Origin of the sequence: Aeromonas sp. QDB20 (genome assembly GCF_027707805.1) — a bacterium.
In the GTDB taxonomy this organism is placed as follows: domain Bacteria; phylum Pseudomonadota; class Gammaproteobacteria; order Enterobacterales; family Aeromonadaceae; genus Aeromonas; species Aeromonas dhakensis.
This window is the reverse complement of sequence record NZ_JAPCJC010000002.1, coordinates 171808-189453: the sequence shown is the minus strand read 5'-3', so window position 1 is coordinate 189453 and position 17646 is coordinate 171808. Positions and strand designations below refer to the sequence as shown.

General features: G+C 62.1%; 14 protein-coding genes. 6 read left to right on the top strand and 8 right to left on the bottom strand.

Annotated features, from left to right (window positions below; genetic code table 11):
- The first annotated feature begins 70 nt into the window (after positions 1 to 70).
- The 5 genes from sapA (at position 71) to PG897_RS02730 (ending at position 5524) form a co-directional block, all read left to right on the top strand.
- On the top strand, positions 71 to 1666 hold the full coding sequence (gene sapA / locus PG897_RS02750) for an ABC transporter substrate-binding protein SapA (RefSeq protein ID WP_017779987.1): 1596 nt from the start codon (positions 71 to 73) through the stop codon (positions 1664 to 1666).
- A gap of 2 nt (positions 1667 to 1668) precedes the next feature.
- A complete protein-coding gene (locus PG897_RS02745) occupies positions 1669 to 2628 on the top strand; it encodes an ABC transporter permease (protein WP_005300071.1) in 960 nt (319 codons plus the stop codon).
- A gap of 35 nt (positions 2629 to 2663) precedes the next feature.
- A complete protein-coding gene (locus PG897_RS02740) occupies positions 2664 to 3557 on the top strand; it encodes an ABC transporter permease subunit (protein ID WP_005300069.1) in 894 nt (297 codons plus the stop codon).
- A gap of 127 nt (positions 3558 to 3684) precedes the next feature.
- Positions 3685 to 4683, top strand: a complete 999-nt coding sequence (locus PG897_RS02735; RefSeq protein ID WP_005300065.1) for a peptide ABC transporter ATP-binding protein — start codon at positions 3685 to 3687, stop codon at positions 4681 to 4683.
- A gap of 55 nt (positions 4684 to 4738) precedes the next feature.
- Positions 4739 to 5524, top strand: a complete 786-nt coding sequence (locus tag PG897_RS02730; RefSeq protein WP_005300064.1) for a peptide ABC transporter ATP-binding protein — start codon at positions 4739 to 4741, stop codon at positions 5522 to 5524.
- 156 nt (positions 5525 to 5680) lie between these two features.
- Here the strand turns inward: PG897_RS02730 and miaE are convergent, their stop codons facing one another.
- The 8 genes from miaE to lrp form a co-directional block, all read right to left on the bottom strand.
- Positions 5681 to 6439: a tRNA isopentenyl-2-thiomethyl-A-37 hydroxylase MiaE gene (miaE, locus tag PG897_RS02725; protein ID WP_024941343.1), complete on the bottom strand. Its 759-nt coding sequence runs from the start codon at positions 6437 to 6439 to the stop codon at positions 5681 to 5683.
- 185 nt (positions 6440 to 6624) lie between these two features.
- Positions 6625 to 8145, bottom strand: coding sequence for an amidophosphoribosyltransferase (gene purF / locus PG897_RS02720; protein ID WP_005300060.1), 1521 nt, complete (start codon positions 8143 to 8145; stop codon positions 6625 to 6627).
- A gap of 21 nt (positions 8146 to 8166) precedes the next feature.
- Positions 8167 to 8655 (bottom strand): CvpA family protein, encoded by a 489-nt coding sequence (locus PG897_RS02715; RefSeq protein ID WP_005300057.1) that lies wholly within the window; start codon positions 8653 to 8655, stop codon positions 8167 to 8169.
- A gap of 186 nt (positions 8656 to 8841) precedes the next feature.
- On the bottom strand, positions 8842 to 10137 hold the full coding sequence (gene serS / locus PG897_RS02710; protein ID WP_010634209.1) for a serine--tRNA ligase: 1296 nt from the start codon (positions 10135 to 10137) through the stop codon (positions 8842 to 8844).
- A gap of 339 nt (positions 10138 to 10476) precedes the next feature.
- The gene (locus PG897_RS02705) at positions 10477 to 11820 is read right to left on the bottom strand and encodes a replication-associated recombination protein A (protein WP_041204618.1); all 1344 of its coding nucleotides are present in this window, start codon (positions 11818 to 11820) and stop codon (positions 10477 to 10479) included.
- Between the two features lie 70 nt (positions 11821 to 11890).
- Positions 11891 to 12499, bottom strand: a complete 609-nt coding sequence (gene lolA / locus PG897_RS02700) for an outer membrane lipoprotein chaperone LolA (RefSeq protein ID WP_041203754.1) — start codon at positions 12497 to 12499, stop codon at positions 11891 to 11893.
- A gap of 77 nt (positions 12500 to 12576) precedes the next feature.
- A complete protein-coding gene (locus PG897_RS02695; protein WP_201880806.1) occupies positions 12577 to 15105 on the bottom strand; it encodes a DNA translocase FtsK in 2529 nt (842 codons plus the stop codon).
- 201 nt (positions 15106 to 15306) lie between these two features.
- Positions 15307 to 15798: a leucine-responsive transcriptional regulator Lrp gene (gene lrp, locus PG897_RS02690; RefSeq protein ID WP_005300047.1), complete on the bottom strand. Its 492-nt coding sequence runs from the start codon at positions 15796 to 15798 to the stop codon at positions 15307 to 15309.
- An 896-nt stretch (positions 15799 to 16694) separates the two neighbouring features.
- Between lrp and trxB the strand changes: the two genes are divergently transcribed.
- Complete coding sequence (trxB, locus tag PG897_RS02685) at positions 16695 to 17645, top strand: thioredoxin-disulfide reductase (RefSeq protein ID WP_024941340.1); 951 nt, start codon at positions 16695 to 16697, stop codon at positions 17643 to 17645.
- Position 17646 lies beyond the last annotated feature (1 nt).

Sequence of the window (17646 nt, the reverse complement as noted above, 5' to 3'; positions counted from 1 at the left end):
AGAGCGGCTTCCCCCCCTTGCCGGCCCCATCGCCGGCAACTTCGTATAAAAACATGGTTCGACAATGAGAATGCTCAAACCCCTGCTGCTTGGTGTGCTGGTGCTGCTCACCGGTTGTCACAAACAGGATGACGCGTCCAGAACGGGACTCATCTATTGTGCGGAAGGCTCGCCCCAGACCTTCAATCCCCAGGTCTCCAACTCGGGGGTGACCCTGGATGCCAGCTCGCGCCCGCTCTATGACCGCCTGCTGGAGGTGAACCCCAACACCCTGGCGCTCGAAGGCGGGCTCGCCACCCGCTGGCAGGTGAGCGAGGATGGCCTCTCCTATACCCTGACCCTGCGCCAGGGGGTGACCTTTCACCACACGCCCTGGTTCAACCCCTCCCGCCCCCTCAACGCCGACGACGTGGTGTTCACCTGGCAGCGGCTGCTCGACAAGCTGCACCCCTATCACGAAGTGTCCGGCGGCGAGTACCCCTACTTCTACAGTCTGGGGCTGGATCAGCTGATCAAGCGGGTCTACCGGAAGGGGGCCGATAACGTCGTGTTCGAGCTCAACCGGCCGGATGCCTCCTTCCTCGCCACCCTGGCCAGCGACTACGCCATCGTACTCTCCGCCGAGTATGCCGAGCAGTTGCAAAAGGCCGGCACCCCGGGGCTCATCGACAGCCGCCCGGTGGGCACAGGGCCGTTCAGCTTCAAGGAGTATCGCCACAACGAATACGTGCGCTACCTGCGCCACCCCGGTTACTGGGGCGGCGAGGCCAAGATTGAGCAGCTCATCTACGACATCACTCCCAAATCCTCCAAACGGCTGGCCAAGCTGCTGACCGGCGAGTGCGACGTGATGAGTACCCCCTCCGCCAGCCAGCTGTCGGTGATCGACAAGGATCCCGACCTCAGCTTGGCGGTGCAGTCCGGCATGAACGTCGCCTTCCTCGCCCTCAACACCCGCAAGGCACCGTTCAACAAGGTGCAGGTGCGCCAGGCCATCGCCAGCGCCATCAATATCGACAACCTGCTGCAGGCGGTCTATTTCGAGACGGGCCAGCCCGCCAACAGCCTGCTGCCGCCGCTCTCCTGGGGTTACAACCCCTCCCTGCCGATGCGCCAGCCGGATCTCAAGAGGGCGCGCCAGCTGCTCAAGGAGGCGGGACTGGCGCAAGGCTTCGAGATGCAGGTGCTGGTGCAGCCGGGCTCGCGCGCCTACAACCCGGATGCCCTCAAGACCGCCCAGCTGATGCGAAGCGATCTGGCCAAGATCGGCATCAAGCTCAAAATCGTGCAGCAGGAGTGGCCGGTCATCGAGGCCCGCCTCGCCCAGGGTCAGTACGACAGTCTGCTCAGCGGCTGGATCGCCGACAACGCAGACCCGGACAACTTCTTTCGCCAGCTGCTGAGCTGCGCCGCCGTCGAGCGCGGCAACAACTACAGCCGCTGGTGCAGCCCGGCGTTTGATCAGCTGCTGGACGACGCGGTGACCACGCCCCAGCTGGCGTTTCGGCTGCGCAACTACTATTACGCCCAGACCCTGCTCAACGAACAGATGCCGCTCATTCCGCTGGCCCATGCCCTGCGTACCCAGGTCAGCCGCAGCGACATTGAGGGGCTCTCCCTGATGCCCTTTGGCGGCACCGTCTTCAACCAGGCCTATCGGGAGTAAGCATGTTTCTCTATATCCTGCGTCGCATCAATCTGCTGCTCATCACCCTGCTGGCGCTGACCTTCGTCGCTTACCTGCTGGACGTGCGCCTCATCGGCCAGCAAGCCAGCTTCTGGAGCGGCTACCCCGACTTCCTGCGTCGCATTCTGGACGGGGATCTGGGGCTCTCCAGCGTCTCCGGCCTGCCGGTGCTGGACGAGATCCGCCACTATTTCCCCGCCACCCTGATCCTCTGCGGGGCGGCCTTCGCCATCTCGCTGCTGGTGGGCATCCCGCTCGGCACCCTGGCGGCCCTCTCCCAGGGCAAGCCGCTAGATCTCACCATCATGACCGCCGGCCTCATCGGTTACGCGGTGCCGGTGTTCTGGCTGGCGCTGCTGGTGGTGATGTTCTTCTCGCTGGAGCTGGGCTGGCTGCCCGCCTCGGGCCAGATAAGCCTGCTCTATGACGTGCCCTCCATCACCGGCATCGCCCTCATCGACGTCTTGATGAGCCACGAGCCCTGGCGCCAGGCCGCCCTGCACGACGCCCTGCGCCACCTGATCCTGCCCTCGCTGGTGCTGGCGGTGGTGCCCACCACCGAGGTGATCCGCCACGTGCGCAGCTCCCTCATCGACGTGATGAAGCAGAACTACATCAAGGCGGCGGCCAGCCGCGGCCTCTCCCGTCGCCAGATCGTCTGGCGCCACGGTCTCAAGAACGCCCTGCCGCCGGTGCTGCCACTGCTGGGCCTGCAGCTGGGCAGCGTGCTCACCTCCGCCATGATCACCGAGGTGGTGTTCGAGTGGCACGGCATCGGCCGCTGGCTCATCAACAGCATCGCCCTGCAGGACTACGCCGCCATCCGCGGCGCCACCCTGGTGGTGGCCAGCTTCGTCATCTTCATCAGCGTCAGCACCGAGCTGCTCACCACCATCATCTACCCGGCGCGGCGCAAAGAACTCTATGCAAAACAAGACTGAACGTGCTCATGGCATGACCCGGAGCCAGGAATCCTATGCAAGACAAGACTAGCCTCTACCCCGAGCTCAAGATCCTCTCGCCGCTGGAGCAGACCTGGGCCTCCTATCGCCGCAATCCGCTGGCGATGGCAGGGCTCTGGTGCTTCGTGATCCTGCTGCTGATCACCCTGCTCGGCCCGCTGGTGGTGCCCTACGGCATCGACGAGCAGCACAGCTCCCGCCTGCTGCTGGCCCCCTCCTGGGCCAACAGCGGCAACATCGACTACTTCCTCGGCACCGACGATCTGGGCCGCGACATCCTCTCCCGGCTGGTGGTGGGCGCGCGGCTCACCTTTGGCAACGCCCTGCTGGTGGTGGTGATTGCCATGGTGGTGGGCACCGCCATCGGCATCCTCGGCGGCATGAGCAAGGGGCTCAAGTCGAGCGTGCTGCACCACCTGCTCGATACCCTGCTCTCCATCCCCTCCCTGCTGCTGGCCATCATCATGGTGGCCATCCTGGGGCCGGGTCTGTTCAATACCCTGATCGCCATCACCCTGGCGCTGATCCCGCCCTTCATCCGGGCCACCTACAACGCGGTCCACACCGAGATGCAGAAGGAGTACATCATCGCCAGCCGGCTCGACGGCTCGCCCCCCTTGCGCATCATGCGCCTCGCCATTTTGCCGAACATCGTCGAGACCCTGGTGGCCCAGACCACCCGCACCCTGTCGGCGGCCATCCTCGACATTTCGGCGGTGGGCTTTCTCGGCCTCGGCGCCCAGTCACCGCAACCTGAGTGGGGCGCCATGCTGGCGGACTCCAGCGATCTCATCTATCTCGCCCCCTGGACCGTGACCCTGCCGGGCATGGCCATCCTGTTCAGCGTGCTGGTCACCAACCTGGTTGGTGAAGGCATTCGCGAAGCACTCAAAGAGGGGAACGACTGATGCAATGCTCTGTGCCCAAGATAGGCATGCTCACCCTTGTCCCCCGCCAATTCCTGTACGGCGTGCAGGTCAACCCATCGCTGGTTGGCGAGGGCATTCGCGAAGCACTCAAAGAGGGGAATGACTAATGCCGCTGCTCGACATACGCAACCTCACCATCGAGATCGACACCCCGCAGGGCAAGGTCAAGGCGGTGGACAAGGTGAGCCTGACCCTGGCCGAGGGGGAGATCCGCGGCCTGGTGGGGGAATCCGGCTCCGGCAAGAGCCTGGTGGCCAAGGTGATCGTCGGCATCCAGAAGGACAACTGGACGGTACGCGCCGACCGGATGCGCTTCAACGACATGGACCTGCTGACCATGGCCCCCCGCGAGCGGCGCCGCATCATGGGCCGCGAGATCGCCATGATCTTCCAGGACCCCATCAGCTGTCTCGACCCCTCCGAGGAGATCGGTACCCAGCTGGAAGAGGCGATCCCCACCGACTCGTTCGAGGGGCAGTTCTGGCAGCGCTTCCAGTGGCGCAAGAAGAAGGCCATCGCCTTGCTGCACCGGGTCGGCGTCAAGGATCACCGCAAGGTGATGCGGGCCTACCCTCACGAGCTGTCGGACGGCATGTGCCAGAAGGTGATGATCGCCATGGCCATCGCCAACCAGCCGCGCCTGCTGGTGGCGGACGAGCCCACCAGCGCCATGGAGTCCACCACCCATTCGCAGATCCTGCGGCTGCTGGACAAGATGAACAAGCTGGGCAACACCACCATCCTCATCATCAGCAACGACATCGCCGCCATCGCCAACCTGACCGACACCATCAACGTGATGTATTGCGGCCAGATGGTGGAGGTGGGCACCCGGGAGCAGATCCTTGAGACCCCGCACCACCCCTACACCGATGCGCTGCTCAAGTCGATCCCCGACTTTGACAAGCTGGTGCGCCACAAGTCGCGCCTCGAGACCCTGCCCGGCGTCATTCCGCCGCTGCAGCACCTGCCCATCGGTTGCCGGCTCGGCCCCCGCTGCCCCTACGCCCAGAAGCAGTGCGTGCAGACGCCGCTGATGAGCAAGATCAAGGGGCACCAGTTCAGCTGCCACTTCCCGCTGAACATGGAAGAGCCCAAGAAGTGACGTCAATTTCGTATCAGTGCGTGACAGCGAGCCCTGTCACCAAGGAGTCAGGACAGTGATCGAACCCTCTCTGCTGCAGGTCCGAGGCCTGTGCAAGACCTATCAGAACCGCACCGGCCTGTTTCGACGCCGGGCGGTGGAAGCCATCAAGCCGCTCTCCTTTGATCTCGAGGTGGGCCAGACCCTGGCCATCGTCGGCGAGGCCGGCTCCGGCAAGAGCACCCTGGCCCGCATTCTGGCGGGCATGATAGAGCCGAGCGGTGGCGAGATCGCCATCGAGGGGCAGCCGATGATCCACGGCGACTATCAGACCCGCTGCAAGCTGCTGCGGATGATCTTCCAGGACCCCAACTCATCCCTCAATCGCAAGATCCGGGTCGGCCAGATCCTGGAGACGCCGCTGCGCCTCAACACCGAGATGACCGAGGAGGAGCGCCGCGACAAGGTGATACAGACCCTGCGCATGGTGGGCATGCTGGCAGATCACGCCCTCTTCTACCCGCAGATGCTCTCCGCCGGCCAGCAGCAGCGGGTGGCGCTGGCGCGGGCGCTGATCCTCAACCCCAAGATAGTCGTGGCCGACGAGGCGCTCTCCACCCTGGATATCTCGGTGCGCTCCCAGATCATCAACCTGCTGCTGGAGATGCAGGAGACCATGGGGCTCAGCTATGTGCTGGTGGCCAACGATCTGGGGGTGGTGAGCCACATCAGCGACGAGGTGCTGGTGATGCACGAAGGGCGGGTGGTGGAGCGCGGCAAGACCCTCAAGGTGTTCGCCGATCCCCAGCACGAGGTGACCCGCCGCCTCATCCAGAACTACGACAACGAATACCGCCGCTGAGCCCTGCCCGGCGGCCTGCCACCGGCCCTTCCCCGCTGTTTCCGCTGCCCCGAAAATGAGACAAAAAAATCCCGGCTCAGGGGCCGGGAATTGCGCTCAAAAGTAAATGCGTCGCTCGTAGTAGGAACGCTGCAATGGTAGGCAGCCCCCTTCGCGTCAACAACTGTCAGATCTGACAGGAAGACCGCTATGGAACCTGAACTGCGGATCCGGCGAGCGGATCAGCTCCGCCTCCAGTTGGCCGAAGAAGGCCACCCGCTCGCTGATGTCCTCCCCCGCATATTGCTCGGCCAGCGCCAGATAATCCTGATAGTGGCGCGCCTCTGAGCGCAGCAGGGAGACGTAGAAGCGACCCAGCTCCTCGTCCAGATGGGGTGCCAGCTTGGCAAAACGCTCGCAGGAGCGCGCCTCTATGTAGGCGCCGATGATCAGCTTGTCGACTATGGTGGCGGGCTCGTGGGTGCGCACGTGCTGCATCAGGTTGCGCGCATAGCGGGAGGCGGTCACCGGGCCGTAGGGGATGTCGCGGGCGGCCATCAGCTCCAGCACCTGCTCGAAGTGGTGCAGCTCCTCCTGAATGAGCCGCACCATGGGAAACAGCAGCGGATTGCGAGAGAGCTCCTCGAACACGGTGCGATCGGTCTCTCCCATGGTCCGCTTGCCGAGGATCTCGGCCTTCTCCGGAATGGCGTCCAGCTCCCGATAGAACGCCAGCTTGGGCAGCAGATGTCGCTTGCCCTTGGGCAGGCAGTAGCGGCGCACCAGGCTGTGGGCGGTGAGCGCAGCCTTGTTTTCGCAGTTGGCGTGATCGATGAGCAGGGTCGGCAGCTGGGCGGGATCCCGCGCCATCTCGATCCACGCATCCGGGGTCTCGCAGTGCAAAAACTGGCGCACGGGGGCTAGCAGGTCATCCATCTGAACTCTCGTCTGGTCGGGTTGATACGGCGGCGGCCCATGCTAGCGGATCCCGCCGCCACTGCCCATAGCTGCGGCTACAAACGCTGCTTTTTCAAGCAGATGCAGGGCCCTTTTCGGCAAGCGGAAACAACAATGGGGGCCTTGGCCCCCATCTCGTTGCAACACCTCAGCGTGGAAAACGTTTAACTGCCTTCGTTAAAAATTTCCAGGTTGCTGGTGCCTTCCTGCCACTCGCGCACCGCCTTGTTGTCATCGCTGCGCATGGCGTTGAGGTGGTCGAGGTAGGATTGATCCACGTCGGAAGTGACGTAGTGGCCGTTGAATACCGAGGTCTCGAAGTGACGCAGCTCGGGGTTGATCTCCCGCACCGCCGCTTCCAGATCTTCCAGATCCTGGAAGATGAGGCCATCGGCACCAATGAGCTTGCACACCTCTTCCACTTCCCGGCCGTGGGCGATCAGCTCGTTGGCGGTGGGCATGTCAATGCCGTAGACGTTGGGGAAGCGAATTTCCGGTGCCGCCGAGGCGAAGTAGACCTTGGCGGCCCCCGCTTCACGGGCCATCTGGATGATCTGCTCGGAAGTGGTCCCGCGCACGATTGAGTCGTCCACCAGCAACACCTTCTTGCCCTTGAACTCGGAGCTGATGGCATTGAGCTTGCGGCGCACCGACTTCTTGCGCTGAGTCTGGCCCGGCATGATGAAGGTACGGCCGATGTAGCGGTTCTTCACGAAGCCCTGACGGTACGGCAGATCCAGGGTGTGGGCGATTTCCAGCGCCACGTCGCAGGAGGTCTCGGGGATGGGGATGACCACGTCCACGTCGAGATCTTCCCACTCGCGGGCGATCTTCTGACCCAGCTTGCGACCCATGTTGAGGCGGGCAGCATAGACCGACACCTTGTCGATGCACGAATCAGGGCGAGCGAAGTAGACATATTCGAAAATGCAGGAGCTCATCTGCGGGTTCTCCGCACACTGCTCGGAGAAGAGCTGGCCCTGCTCGGTGATGTAGATGGCTTCACCCGGGGCGATGTCGCGCACCGTCTCGAAACCGATGGCATCGAGCGCCACGCTCTCGGAGGCGAGCATGTACTCCACCTGCCCCTGCTCGTCGACCCGGCGACCCAGGATCAGCGGGCGAATGCCGTTGGGATCGCGAAAGCCGATGAGACCGTGGCCAATCACCAGAGAGACCACCGCATAGGCGCCGCGGATCTGCTGATGCACCTTGCGCACCGCAGCGAAGATGTCCTCCGGTTGCAGGGCCATCTTGTCGCAGCGATCCAGCTCGTGGGCCAGCACGTTCAGCAGCACTTCGGAATCCGAGGTGGTGTTGATGTGGCGGCGGGCCACCTTGAACTGCTGCTCCTTGAGCTCCTTGGCGTTGGTGAGGTTGCCGTTGTGGGCCAGCACCATGCCATAGGGAGAGTTCACGTAAAAAGGCTGGGCTTCAGCGGCACTGGAGCTGCCTGCGGTGGGATATCTGACATGTCCTATGCCGATATGCCCTTTCAGGCGCTGCATGTGACGCACTTCAAACACGTCCTTCACCAGGCCGTTGGCCTTGCGTTGCCGGAAGTTTCCACTGTCAATGGTCACGATCCCGGCGGCATCCTGTCCCCTGTGCTGCAACACCGTCAAGGCGTCGTAGAGGGCCTGATTGACGGGGGTGGTGCCAACTATACCGACAATACCACACATGTCTTTGCTACCTCGAAGTCACTATACCTGTTTAAGAAAACTCGATGAGTTCAGCATGAACCCGAAGAACCACTGGATGACCGGCTTGAACTCGGGCACCAGCTTGGATGCCACCCACCAGTCGCTCTGGGAGAGGCTGGTGAAGGTATCCATGAAAAAAAGCAGGGCACTGACGATCAGTACCCCGCGAATTGCGCCAAAACAGATGCCGAGCACCCGGTCGGTACCGGACAGCCCCGTCTTGTCTACCAGCAGGCCCACCACGTAGTTGACCACGCTGCCCAGGATCAGGGTCGCCACGAACAGGGCGGCGATGGCCAGGCCGTTGCGCACCAGGGGATCGCTGAACGAGGTGAAATAGACGGCGAGATCGGGATAGAAATGGCTGGCGATGAAGAAGGCGACGAACCAGGTGACGAGAGACATGGCCTCCTTGACGAAGCCGCGCACCAGGCTGATGAGAGCAGAGAAACCGACGATGCCGATGATGGCGTAATCAATCCAGACCATAGAAAAAGATGTCCTGCGAAATTGCGGCGCAGTCTAACAAAAACGATTGCGCAATGCTTGATAAAATTGTGTTACATGTTCAAAGAGGCGCCGGCAACGCAGATTTATTCACGATTAAAACGGTTGACCGGCGCCAGAATGCACAACGCCATGGCATGCCATGGCGTTGTCGTCTGCAATGAGCGCTTACCCGATGTGGGTCAGGCCGCCCATGTAGGATTGCAGCGCAGCCGGGATGGCGATGCGGCCATCTTCCTGCTGGTAGTTCTCCAGCACCGCCACCAGGGTGCGACCCACCGCGAGGCCGGAGCCGTTCAGGGTGTGCAGCAGCTGCGGCTTGCCATCGATGCGCACGCGAGCCTGCATGCGGCGTGCCTGGAAGTCGGTGCAGTTGGAGACGGAGGAGATCTCGCGATAGGTGTTCTGGGCCGGCAGCCACACTTCCAGATCATAGGTCTTGGCAGCGCAGAAGCCCATGTCACCGGTGGAGAGTGCCATCACGCGATACGGCAGCTCCAGCAGTTGCAGTACCTTCTCGGCATGGCCGACCATCTCTTCCAGCGCGTCCCAGGATTTTTCCGGGTGCACCAGCTGTACCATCTCGACCTTGTCGAACTGGTGCATGCGGATGAGACCGCGGGTGTCACGGCCGTAGGAGCCCGCTTCGGAGCGGAAGCAGGGGCTGTGGGCGGTCATCTTGATGGGCAGTTCCTGCTCGTCGAAGATTTCGTCGCGGGCCATGTTGGTGAGCGGCACTTCGGAGGTCGGGATCAGGGAGAACTTGCGTACCTTGCCCTCTTCTTCCCCTTCCCCTTCGATGCCGGTATTGAAGAGATCCTGAGAGAACTTGGGCAGCTGACCGGTGCCGTACAGGCTGTCCGGGTTGACCAGGTAGGGCACGTAGCACTCGGTGTAACCGTGTTGCAGGGTGTGCAGGTCCAGCATGAACTGGGCCAGAGCGCGGTGCAGGCGGGCAATCTGGCCCTTCATCACCACGAAACGGGAACCGGAGAGTTTGACGCCGTTCTTGAAATCAACGCCCTTGGCCGCTTCACCCAGATCGATGTGATCGCGCACCTGGAAACTGAACTCGCGCGGGGTACCCCAGCGACGCACTTCCACGTTGTCGTTCTCGTCACGACCGACCGGCGTGGTGTCGCTCGGCAGGTTGGGGATGGCGTCAGCGATGGTCTTCAGCTCGGCCAGCAGGGCATCCAGCTCGACCTTGCTGGTCTCGAGCTCTTCGTTGATCTTGGAAACGATGGCCTTGAGCGGGGCAACATCTTCGCCGCGACGGGCAGCCTCACCGATGGATTTGGAGCGGGCGTTGCGCTCGGCCTGCAGCTCCTGGGTACGGGACTGCAGATCCTTGCGTTTCTCTTCCAGAGCATTGACAGCCGCTACGTCCAGAGCGTAGCCACGTGTCGCCAGACGAGCGGCGGCATCGTCGATGTCGCTGCGCAGATATTTGGGATCCAGCATGGTTTACCTACTTTTTTAAAATGGGATCTGGGCCTGAGTCATCATGACGGGCTGGGAAACAGATCCGGAAGTTAACATCGGTTGGCACACCCCTGTCGTCTTTTTGCATCGGGCCAACAAGAGCAAGCCTTCGAAATCAAGAAGATGGCACCAGGCCAAGACAAGCGGGGTCAGAGGGGCAGTGTATCAGACCGCCCCCCCGCCCGAACAGGGACTATTGCGCCCGTTTTGCCCTGTTTTCCGGGGGATGACGACCTGGATCAAATCGGCTGACCAATTAACGTGCAATCGGCCCGAATTGGTCAGGCAGAGGCGCGGTCACTCCCCTGCCCCGGCCGATTATTTCTCCCGCTGGCGCGGGCTCTGCTTGTCCAGTTCGTGCAGGTAGTCGAGCTTCTGGCCGATCTGCTTCTCAAGGCCGCGATCGGTGGGCTGATAGTACTGCTTGCCAGCCAGCTCAGGAGGGAAGTACTGCTCGCCGGCGGCATAGGCGCCCGGCTCGTCGTGGGCATAGCGATACTCAGCGCCGTAACCCAGCTCGCTCATCAGCCTGGTCGGCGCGTTGCGCAGGTGCGGCGGCACCTCGAAGTCCGGCAGGTTTTTGGCATCATGAAGCGCCGCCTTCCAGGCGGTATAGACCGCATTGCTCTTGGGGGCGCAGGCGAGATAGACGATCGCCTGGGCGATGGCCCGCTCCCCTTCCGCCGGGCCGATGCGATGGAAGCAATCCCAGGCCGAGAGCGCCACCTGCATGGCACGGGGATCGGCGTTGCCCACGTCTTCCGAGGCTATCGCCAGCAGCCGGCGCGCAATATAGAGCGGATCGCAACCGGCGCTCACCATGCGGGCATACCAATAGAGCGCCGCATCCGGTGCCGAGCCGCGAATGGACTTGTGCACCGCCGAGATGAGGTCGTAGAAGTGATCGCCGCCCTTGTCGAAACGGGCCACGTGCTCCCCCACCACGGCGGCGAGCAATGTGCTGTCGATCACCCGCGCCCCGGTACTGTCGGTTTCGGCCATGTCGGCCAACAGCTCCAGATAGTTGAGGGACTTGCGCCCGTCCCCATCCACGGCTTTCGCCAGCGCCTCCTTCACCCCGGGGGCGAAGGCGAGGCTCGGGTCGTTGAGGCCACGGGGGTCCTGCATCGCCTGATCGATCATGGCGAGGATATCCAGCTCCTCCAGCCGTTTGAGCAGATAGACCCGGGCCCGGGAGAGCAGCGCGTTGTTCAGTTCGAACGAGGGGTTCTCGGTGGTGGCGCCGATGAAGGTGATGGTGCCGTCTTCGATGTGGGGCAGGAACACATCCTGCTGGCTCTTGTTGAAGCGGTGCACCTCGTCCACGAAGAGGATGGTGCGCACCCCGCGCCAGCTGTTCTCCTTGGCCTTGTCGATGGCGGCTCGGATCTCCTTGATGCCGGAGGTCACCGCCGAGAGCCGCTCCACCTCGGCCTGGCAGTAGTGAGCAACCAGTTCAGCCAGCGTGGTCTTGCCGGTGCCAGGAGGGCCCCACAGGATCATGGAGTGGCAGTGGCCCGCCAGGATCGCCTTGCGCAGCGGTTTGTCGGGCCCGAGGATATGTTGCTGACCTATGTACTGCTCGAGGGTTTGCGGCCGCATCCGGGCCGCCAGCGGACGAAAGTCCGACGAGAAATCCAGCGATAAATTGCTCATCTGCATTGACCGTCAGGAAGGGTGCAGGCCGCCGTTGCCGGGCGGCCTGCCAATAAAGCCAGCGCCTGCTTGCGCATCAGCGCTGATCGTCCAGTGCGACCCCCGCAGGCGTCTTGAAAACAAATTCGTTGCCCTTGAGCGCCGGCTTGCGGTTGAAGTTGCTCAGGGTGAACTCGCTCCACTGCCCCTGGGCCTCTTTCACGTCGAAGCGGTTGATGTTGTTCTGACGGTCGAAGGTGATGCGAAAGGAGGCGATCAACTCGTCCTGGTTGCGGCTGGTGACTGTGTAGACATCCCCCTGCTGGGTCACATCGTAGTTCTTCCAGAGCGCATCGTCGTTGCCGGCGATCAGCACGAAGGGGGTGTTGAGCACCGCATCCTTCATCTTGAGGGCAGTGACCTGCTCGACGAAGGGATCGTAGATCCAGACATCCTTGCCATCGGCCACGATCAGGCTCTCGTCCGGCGTGGTGGTATGCCAGTTGAAACGGTTGGGACGCTGCACCAGCAGGGTACCGCCAGCACGCTGCAGCTCCTTGCCCTTGCTGTCATAGACCACCTGGGCAAACTTGGCGGAGAAGAGGCTCACCCCCGCCAGTTTCTGCTTGAGATCGCTGGCCGCATCGGCCCACGCCTGGCTGCTGGCCACCAGCAGCACTGTGCCCATCAACAGTTGTTTTTTCATCACGCTTTTCATAACGGCTATCTCGATAAAAGGCCACGCCCGCAGAGGGCATGGCCAGGATGATAGAGGGGTGAGCCTTAGTCCCGCACCGGCGGCGGGGCCAGCACGTCGCGCTGACCATTGCCGCCCGGGGCGCTGACGATGCCCTGGTTTTCCATCTGCTCGATGAGACGGGCCGCCCGGTTGTAACCAATCTTGAACTTGCGCTGCACGCTGGAGGTGGAACCGCGGCGCGACTCCACCACGAAGGCCACCGCCTCGTCGAACAGGGGGTCGAGCTCTTCGTCGTCACCACCGCCATATTCGCCGCTGCCGCCCTCGCCGCCCGACTCACCGGAGAGGATCTCCTCGATGTAGTTCGGCTCGCCGCGTAGTTTCCAGTCCGCCACCACCTTGTGTACCTCGTGGTCATCGACGAAGGCACCGTGCACCCGGGTCGGGTTGGAGGTACCGGCCGGCATGTAGAGCATGTCGCCCATGCCGAGCAGGGATTCTGCACCGCCCTGGTCGATGATGGTACGGGAGTCGATCTTGCTCGACACCTGGAACGAGATACGGGTCGGGATGTTGGCCTTGATAAGACCGGTAATGACATCCACCGACGGACGCTGGGTCGCGAGAATGAGGTGAATACCGGCCGCCCGCGCCTTCTGGGCGATACGGGCGATGAGCTCCTCCACCTTCTTGCCGACGATCATCATCATGTCGGCAAACTCGTCCACCACCACCACGATATGGGGCAGTTTTTCCAGCTCAGGCGGCATCTGATCCATGGAGTCGCCCGGACGCCACAGCGGATCCAGCAGAGGGTCGCCCTCCTCGATGGCTGCCAGCACCTTGTCGTTGTAGCCCTTGAGGTTGCGCACCCCGACCGCCGACATCAGCTTGTAGCGACGCTCCATCTCGCCCACGCACCAGCGCAGGGCGTTGGCGGCGTCCTTCATGTCGGTCACCACCTCGGTCAGCAGATGGGGGATCCCTTCGTAGACCGACAGCTCCAGCATCTTGGGGTCGATCATGATGAAGCGCAGATCGTCCGGCGTCGACTTGTAGAGCATGGAGATGATCATGGTGTTCACCCCCACCGACTTGCCGGAACCTGTGGTACCGGCCACCAGCAGGTGGGGCATCTTGGCGAGGTTCACCACCACGGGTTCGCCGGCGATGTCCTGACCCAGGCCCATGGTGAGCGGGTTACGGCTGCCCGAGAACGCCTCGCAGTCGAGGGTCTCGCGCAGGTAGACGGTCTGACGCACCCGGTTGGGCAGCTCGATCCCCACATAAGTCTTGCCCGGGATCACCTCCACCACCCGCACGCTGCTGGCCGACAGAGAACGGGCCAAGTCGCGGGAGAGGTTGGTGATCTTGCTCGCCTTCATGCCGGGTGCCAGATCCAACTCGAAGCGGGTGATGACGGGGCCCGGATAGACGCCCACCACCTTGGCCTGCACGTTGTAGTCGGCGAGTTTCGCCTCCACCAGCCGGCCCATACGCTCCAGCTCGTCCTTGCTCATCATCTGGGTCTTGGCGGGCGGACGGTCCAGCAGCTCGATGCTCGGCAAGGGGGGCAGCCCTGGTTGCAGGCGGCGCTTGGGCTTGCCAGGAGTTGGGGCTGCCGGTGCCGGCGCCTCCTCATCCCCTTCGGCCCAGGGCAAGTCGAGATCATCGTCCTCGTCATCGGCCGTCACCAGCGCGGGCTGACGACGGGCGCCGGCCGCGGCGGCCCGCTTGGTGCGGGTAACCGGCGCAGGCGCGTCATCATCGTCGTCGTCAAATTGCGGATCGAACTGGAAGGTATCCTCGTCGAGCTCGGGCAGCCACTCCTCGGACTTGGCCTTCTGGCCCTTGGCAGCCGCCTTCTCCTTGGGACGACGGGTCCAGCCGGTGTGCGGCTCATCCTCCTCGTCGTCACCCAGCTCGATGGCACCCACGCCCCCTTCCAACAGGGGATCCGGCCCCTCGTAACGGGGCTGGCGCCAGCCACCGGTGAGCCAGCGGCCCAGGGTGGCAGGAAAGTGATAAACGGCGCTGACCGAGCCGGTGCAGGCGGCACCGATCCGCTCGACGATGGTGAGCCAGGACCAGCCGGTAAACAGGGTGATGCCGGTGGCCACGAAGCAGAGCAGCAGCAGGTTGGCCCCGACGCCACCAAACAGCGGCACCACGGCGGAGGAGATAACGTCCCCCACCAGACCGCCGGCGGAGAAATTCTGCAGATCATTGAAGTTCATGCTGGCGATGGCGGACATGCCGAGCACGGTCAGGATGAAACCGACGATGCGCACCGACAGGGTGAGGTAGTCCACATCGAGCAGGCGGCTCGGGCGCCAGAACAGGCTCCAGCCAAGCAGCACAACCAGGGGGGGCACCAGGTAGGAGAAAGCCCCGAAGGTAAACATGGTGATATCGGCGAGCCAGGCCCCCGCGCTGCCGGCGAGGTTCTTAACCTCCCCTTGCCAGGAGGTCTGGGACCAACCGGGATCGGCGGGGTGGTAGGACAACAGGGCAAGCAAGAGATAGGCAGCCATCAGGGTGATGGCGATCAAGACGGCTTCGAAGATCCGTTGTGTACCTGATAAAGGAGTAAACAGCTTTTTATCGGCCAAACTCCGGCTCCTTTCTGAAAACATGTAATGCAGGGGGATAAGGGGGCCTAGTATCCCTGAAAAGCCCACCGGTTGTCAGCCAGTGCCCGATGTGCCGACCGTATTCACAACCGGCACGATAAGAAGAAACGAGCGGACCGGCCGCTCGTTTCTGAATGTCGTGACTTGTCGCAAGGCTGGCAAGCCACAGCATAACCCAACTCAACGGGTGCTGATCACCAGCCGACTGCTCTGTTTGACCTCTTCCATCACCACGTAGGTGCGGGTGTCGTTGACGCCGGGCAGACGTAGCAGGGTTTCCCCCAGCAGGCGGCGGTAGGCCGACATGTCGCTGACTCGGGTCTTGAGCAGATAGTCGAAATCGCCGGAGACCAGATGGCACTCCTGGATCTCTTCGAGCACCTGAACAGCCTTGTTGAACTGTTCAAATACATCCGGGGCACCGCGATTGAGGGTGATTTCCACGAATACCAGCAGAGACGCATCCAGATAATGAGGGTTCAGAATGGCGGCATATCCTTCGATATACCCTTGTCGCTCAAGGCGACGAACCCGTTCCAGACACGGTGTGGGACTCAGGCCAACACGTTTGGACAACTCAACGTTCGAAATTCTGCCATCCTTTTGCAGCTCATTCAGAATGTTGCGGTCAATCCTGTCCAAATCCTTTAGCCGACTCTTAGCTTCCATCATTTATTCCATCCTTTGGCTATTTTTTGGTAAGAATCACCAGTCATTTTATAATTATGGTCACAAATCCTGTCAATACCTGAATATGCTAGGCGCAAATGTTGCTGAAAATGAGCGCAACACAAAACACCAGTCGATAGTCGAGGGATAGCATGATTATCGGTGTACCTGAAGAAATAAAAAACCATGAATACCGCTTAGGCATGGTTCTGGCCAGTGTACGTTAACTAACAGCACGAAACCATACCGTTTTCGCCCAAAGCGGCGCAGGAAGCGGCAATGAGTTTGCCAATCCAGATTATCACGCTGCCACTGCTGCTATTTTGTCCTGCATCGCCGAACTTTTCGCCAGGGCCGAGTCACCACAACGATCAGCAAAGGCCGCCAAGCCGGCTGCCGCCCTCTCGTGTTTCCCTCCTTTCTATAGATATGCACCTCACCGCCCCAGCGTGTTTAGCATCCGACGTGCCATAACGAGGGCGTTTCTTCGGCAAGAGAGCCCAGGCCCCTCCCCCAAGCAGCGCCGCCGAAGCGACCCTCGCTGACAACCGGGCCTCTTGGTGAGCCCCATCGAAGCCAAATTGCCCCACCCACGGCGGGCCCCACTGCGCCAGAAGCTGTCAATCCTGGCGAGCTTGTCTCCATGTGAGCGGGGTCTGGTTCACTTGTGCCGGCAATCAATACGCTCGAGCACCGCTCCCCTGGTTGTCGGCCGTGGGGCCACCAGGCATTGCTCGCCCGGGCCCATGACGACAGCCAAGGACAACCCGTGATAAGAGAACGCTTCCCCTTCATGAAGGGCCTTGAGGCCGATTGATGCAATCGACGCACTGGCCTTTGACCCCATATCACGAATTACCTACAATCGCGCAAACTCATCACGTCTCGGAAATCACATCATGAGCCAAGTCACTCATAGCAAACTGCTGATCCTGGGCTCCGGCCCGGCTGGTTACACCGCGGCTGTCTACGCCGCCCGTGCCAACCTCAATCCGCTGCTCATCACCGGCATGCAGCAAGGCGGTCAGCTGACTACCACCACCGAAGTGGAGAACTGGCCCGGTGACCCCGAGGGTCTGACCGGTCCGGCCCTGATGGAGCGCATGAAAGAGCATGCGGAGAAGTTCGATACCCGCATCCTGTTCGATCACATCAATGAAGTGGAGCTGACCCAGCGTCCGTTCCGCCTCAAGGGCGACAACGGCGAATACACCTGTGATGCGCTGATCATCGCGACCGGCGCCTCCGCCAAGTACCTGGGCCTGCCTTCCGAAGAGGCCTTCAAGGGCCGCGGCGTCTCCGCCTGCGCCACCTGTGACGGCTTCTTCTATCGCAACCAAGAAGTGGCCGTGGTCGGCGGCGGCAACACCGCTGTGGAAGAGGCACTCTATCTGGCAAACATCGCCAAGAAGGTGCACCTGATCCATCGCCGCGACGAGTTCCGCGCCGAGAAGATCCTGATCAAGCGCCTGCACGACAAGGTTGCCAGCGGCAACATCGTGCTGCACACCCACCAGACCCTGGACGAAGTGCTGGGTGACGACATGGGGGTGACCGGTGTACGCCTGCGCAACACCCAGAACGATACCACCCAGGATCTGCCGCTGATGGGGGTATTCATCGCCATCGGTCACCAGCCCAACACCCAGATCTTCGACGGCCAGCTGGAGATGCAGAACGGCTATCTTAAGGTGCGTGGCGGCCTGGACGGCTTTGCCACCCAGACCAGCATCGAAGGGGTTTTTGCCGCCGGTGACGTGGCTGACCACACCTACCGTCAGGCCATCACCTCCGCCGGTACCGGCTGTATGGCCGCCCTCGATGCAGAGCGTTATCTGGACGCGCAATAAG

Excerpts from the sequence above, each read along its gene's own strand:
- sapA (WP_017779987.1), top strand. The coding sequence starts at position 71 with ATGCTCAAACCCCTGCTGCTTGGTGTGCTGGTGCTGCTCACCGGTTGT.
- PG897_RS02745 (WP_005300071.1), top strand. The coding sequence starts at position 1,669 with ATGTTTCTCTATATCCTGCGTCGCATCAATCTGCTGCTCATCACCCTG.
- PG897_RS02740 (WP_005300069.1), top strand. The coding sequence starts at position 2,664 with ATGCAAGACAAGACTAGCCTCTACCCCGAGCTCAAGATCCTCTCGCCG.
- PG897_RS02735 (WP_005300065.1), top strand. The coding sequence starts at position 3,685 with ATGCCGCTGCTCGACATACGCAACCTCACCATCGAGATCGACACCCCG.
- miaE (WP_024941343.1), bottom strand. The coding sequence starts at position 6,439 with ATGGATGACCTGCTAGCCCCCGTGCGCCAGTTTTTGCACTGCGAGACC.
- purF (WP_005300060.1), bottom strand. The coding sequence starts at position 8,145 with ATGTGTGGTATTGTCGGTATAGTTGGCACCACCCCCGTCAATCAGGCC.
- PG897_RS02715 (WP_005300057.1), bottom strand. The coding sequence starts at position 8,655 with ATGGTCTGGATTGATTACGCCATCATCGGCATCGTCGGTTTCTCTGCT.
- serS (WP_010634209.1), bottom strand. The coding sequence starts at position 10,137 with ATGCTGGATCCCAAATATCTGCGCAGCGACATCGACGATGCCGCCGCT.
- PG897_RS02705 (WP_041204618.1), bottom strand. The coding sequence starts at position 11,820 with ATGCAGATGAGCAATTTATCGCTGGATTTCTCGTCGGACTTTCGTCCG.
- lolA (WP_041203754.1), bottom strand. The coding sequence starts at position 12,499 with ATGAAAAAACAACTGTTGATGGGCACAGTGCTGCTGGTGGCCAGCAGC.
- lrp (WP_005300047.1), bottom strand. The coding sequence starts at position 15,798 with ATGATGGAAGCTAAGAGTCGGCTAAAGGATTTGGACAGGATTGACCGC.
- trxB (WP_024941340.1), top strand. The coding sequence starts at position 16,695 with ATGAGCCAAGTCACTCATAGCAAACTGCTGATCCTGGGCTCCGGCCCG.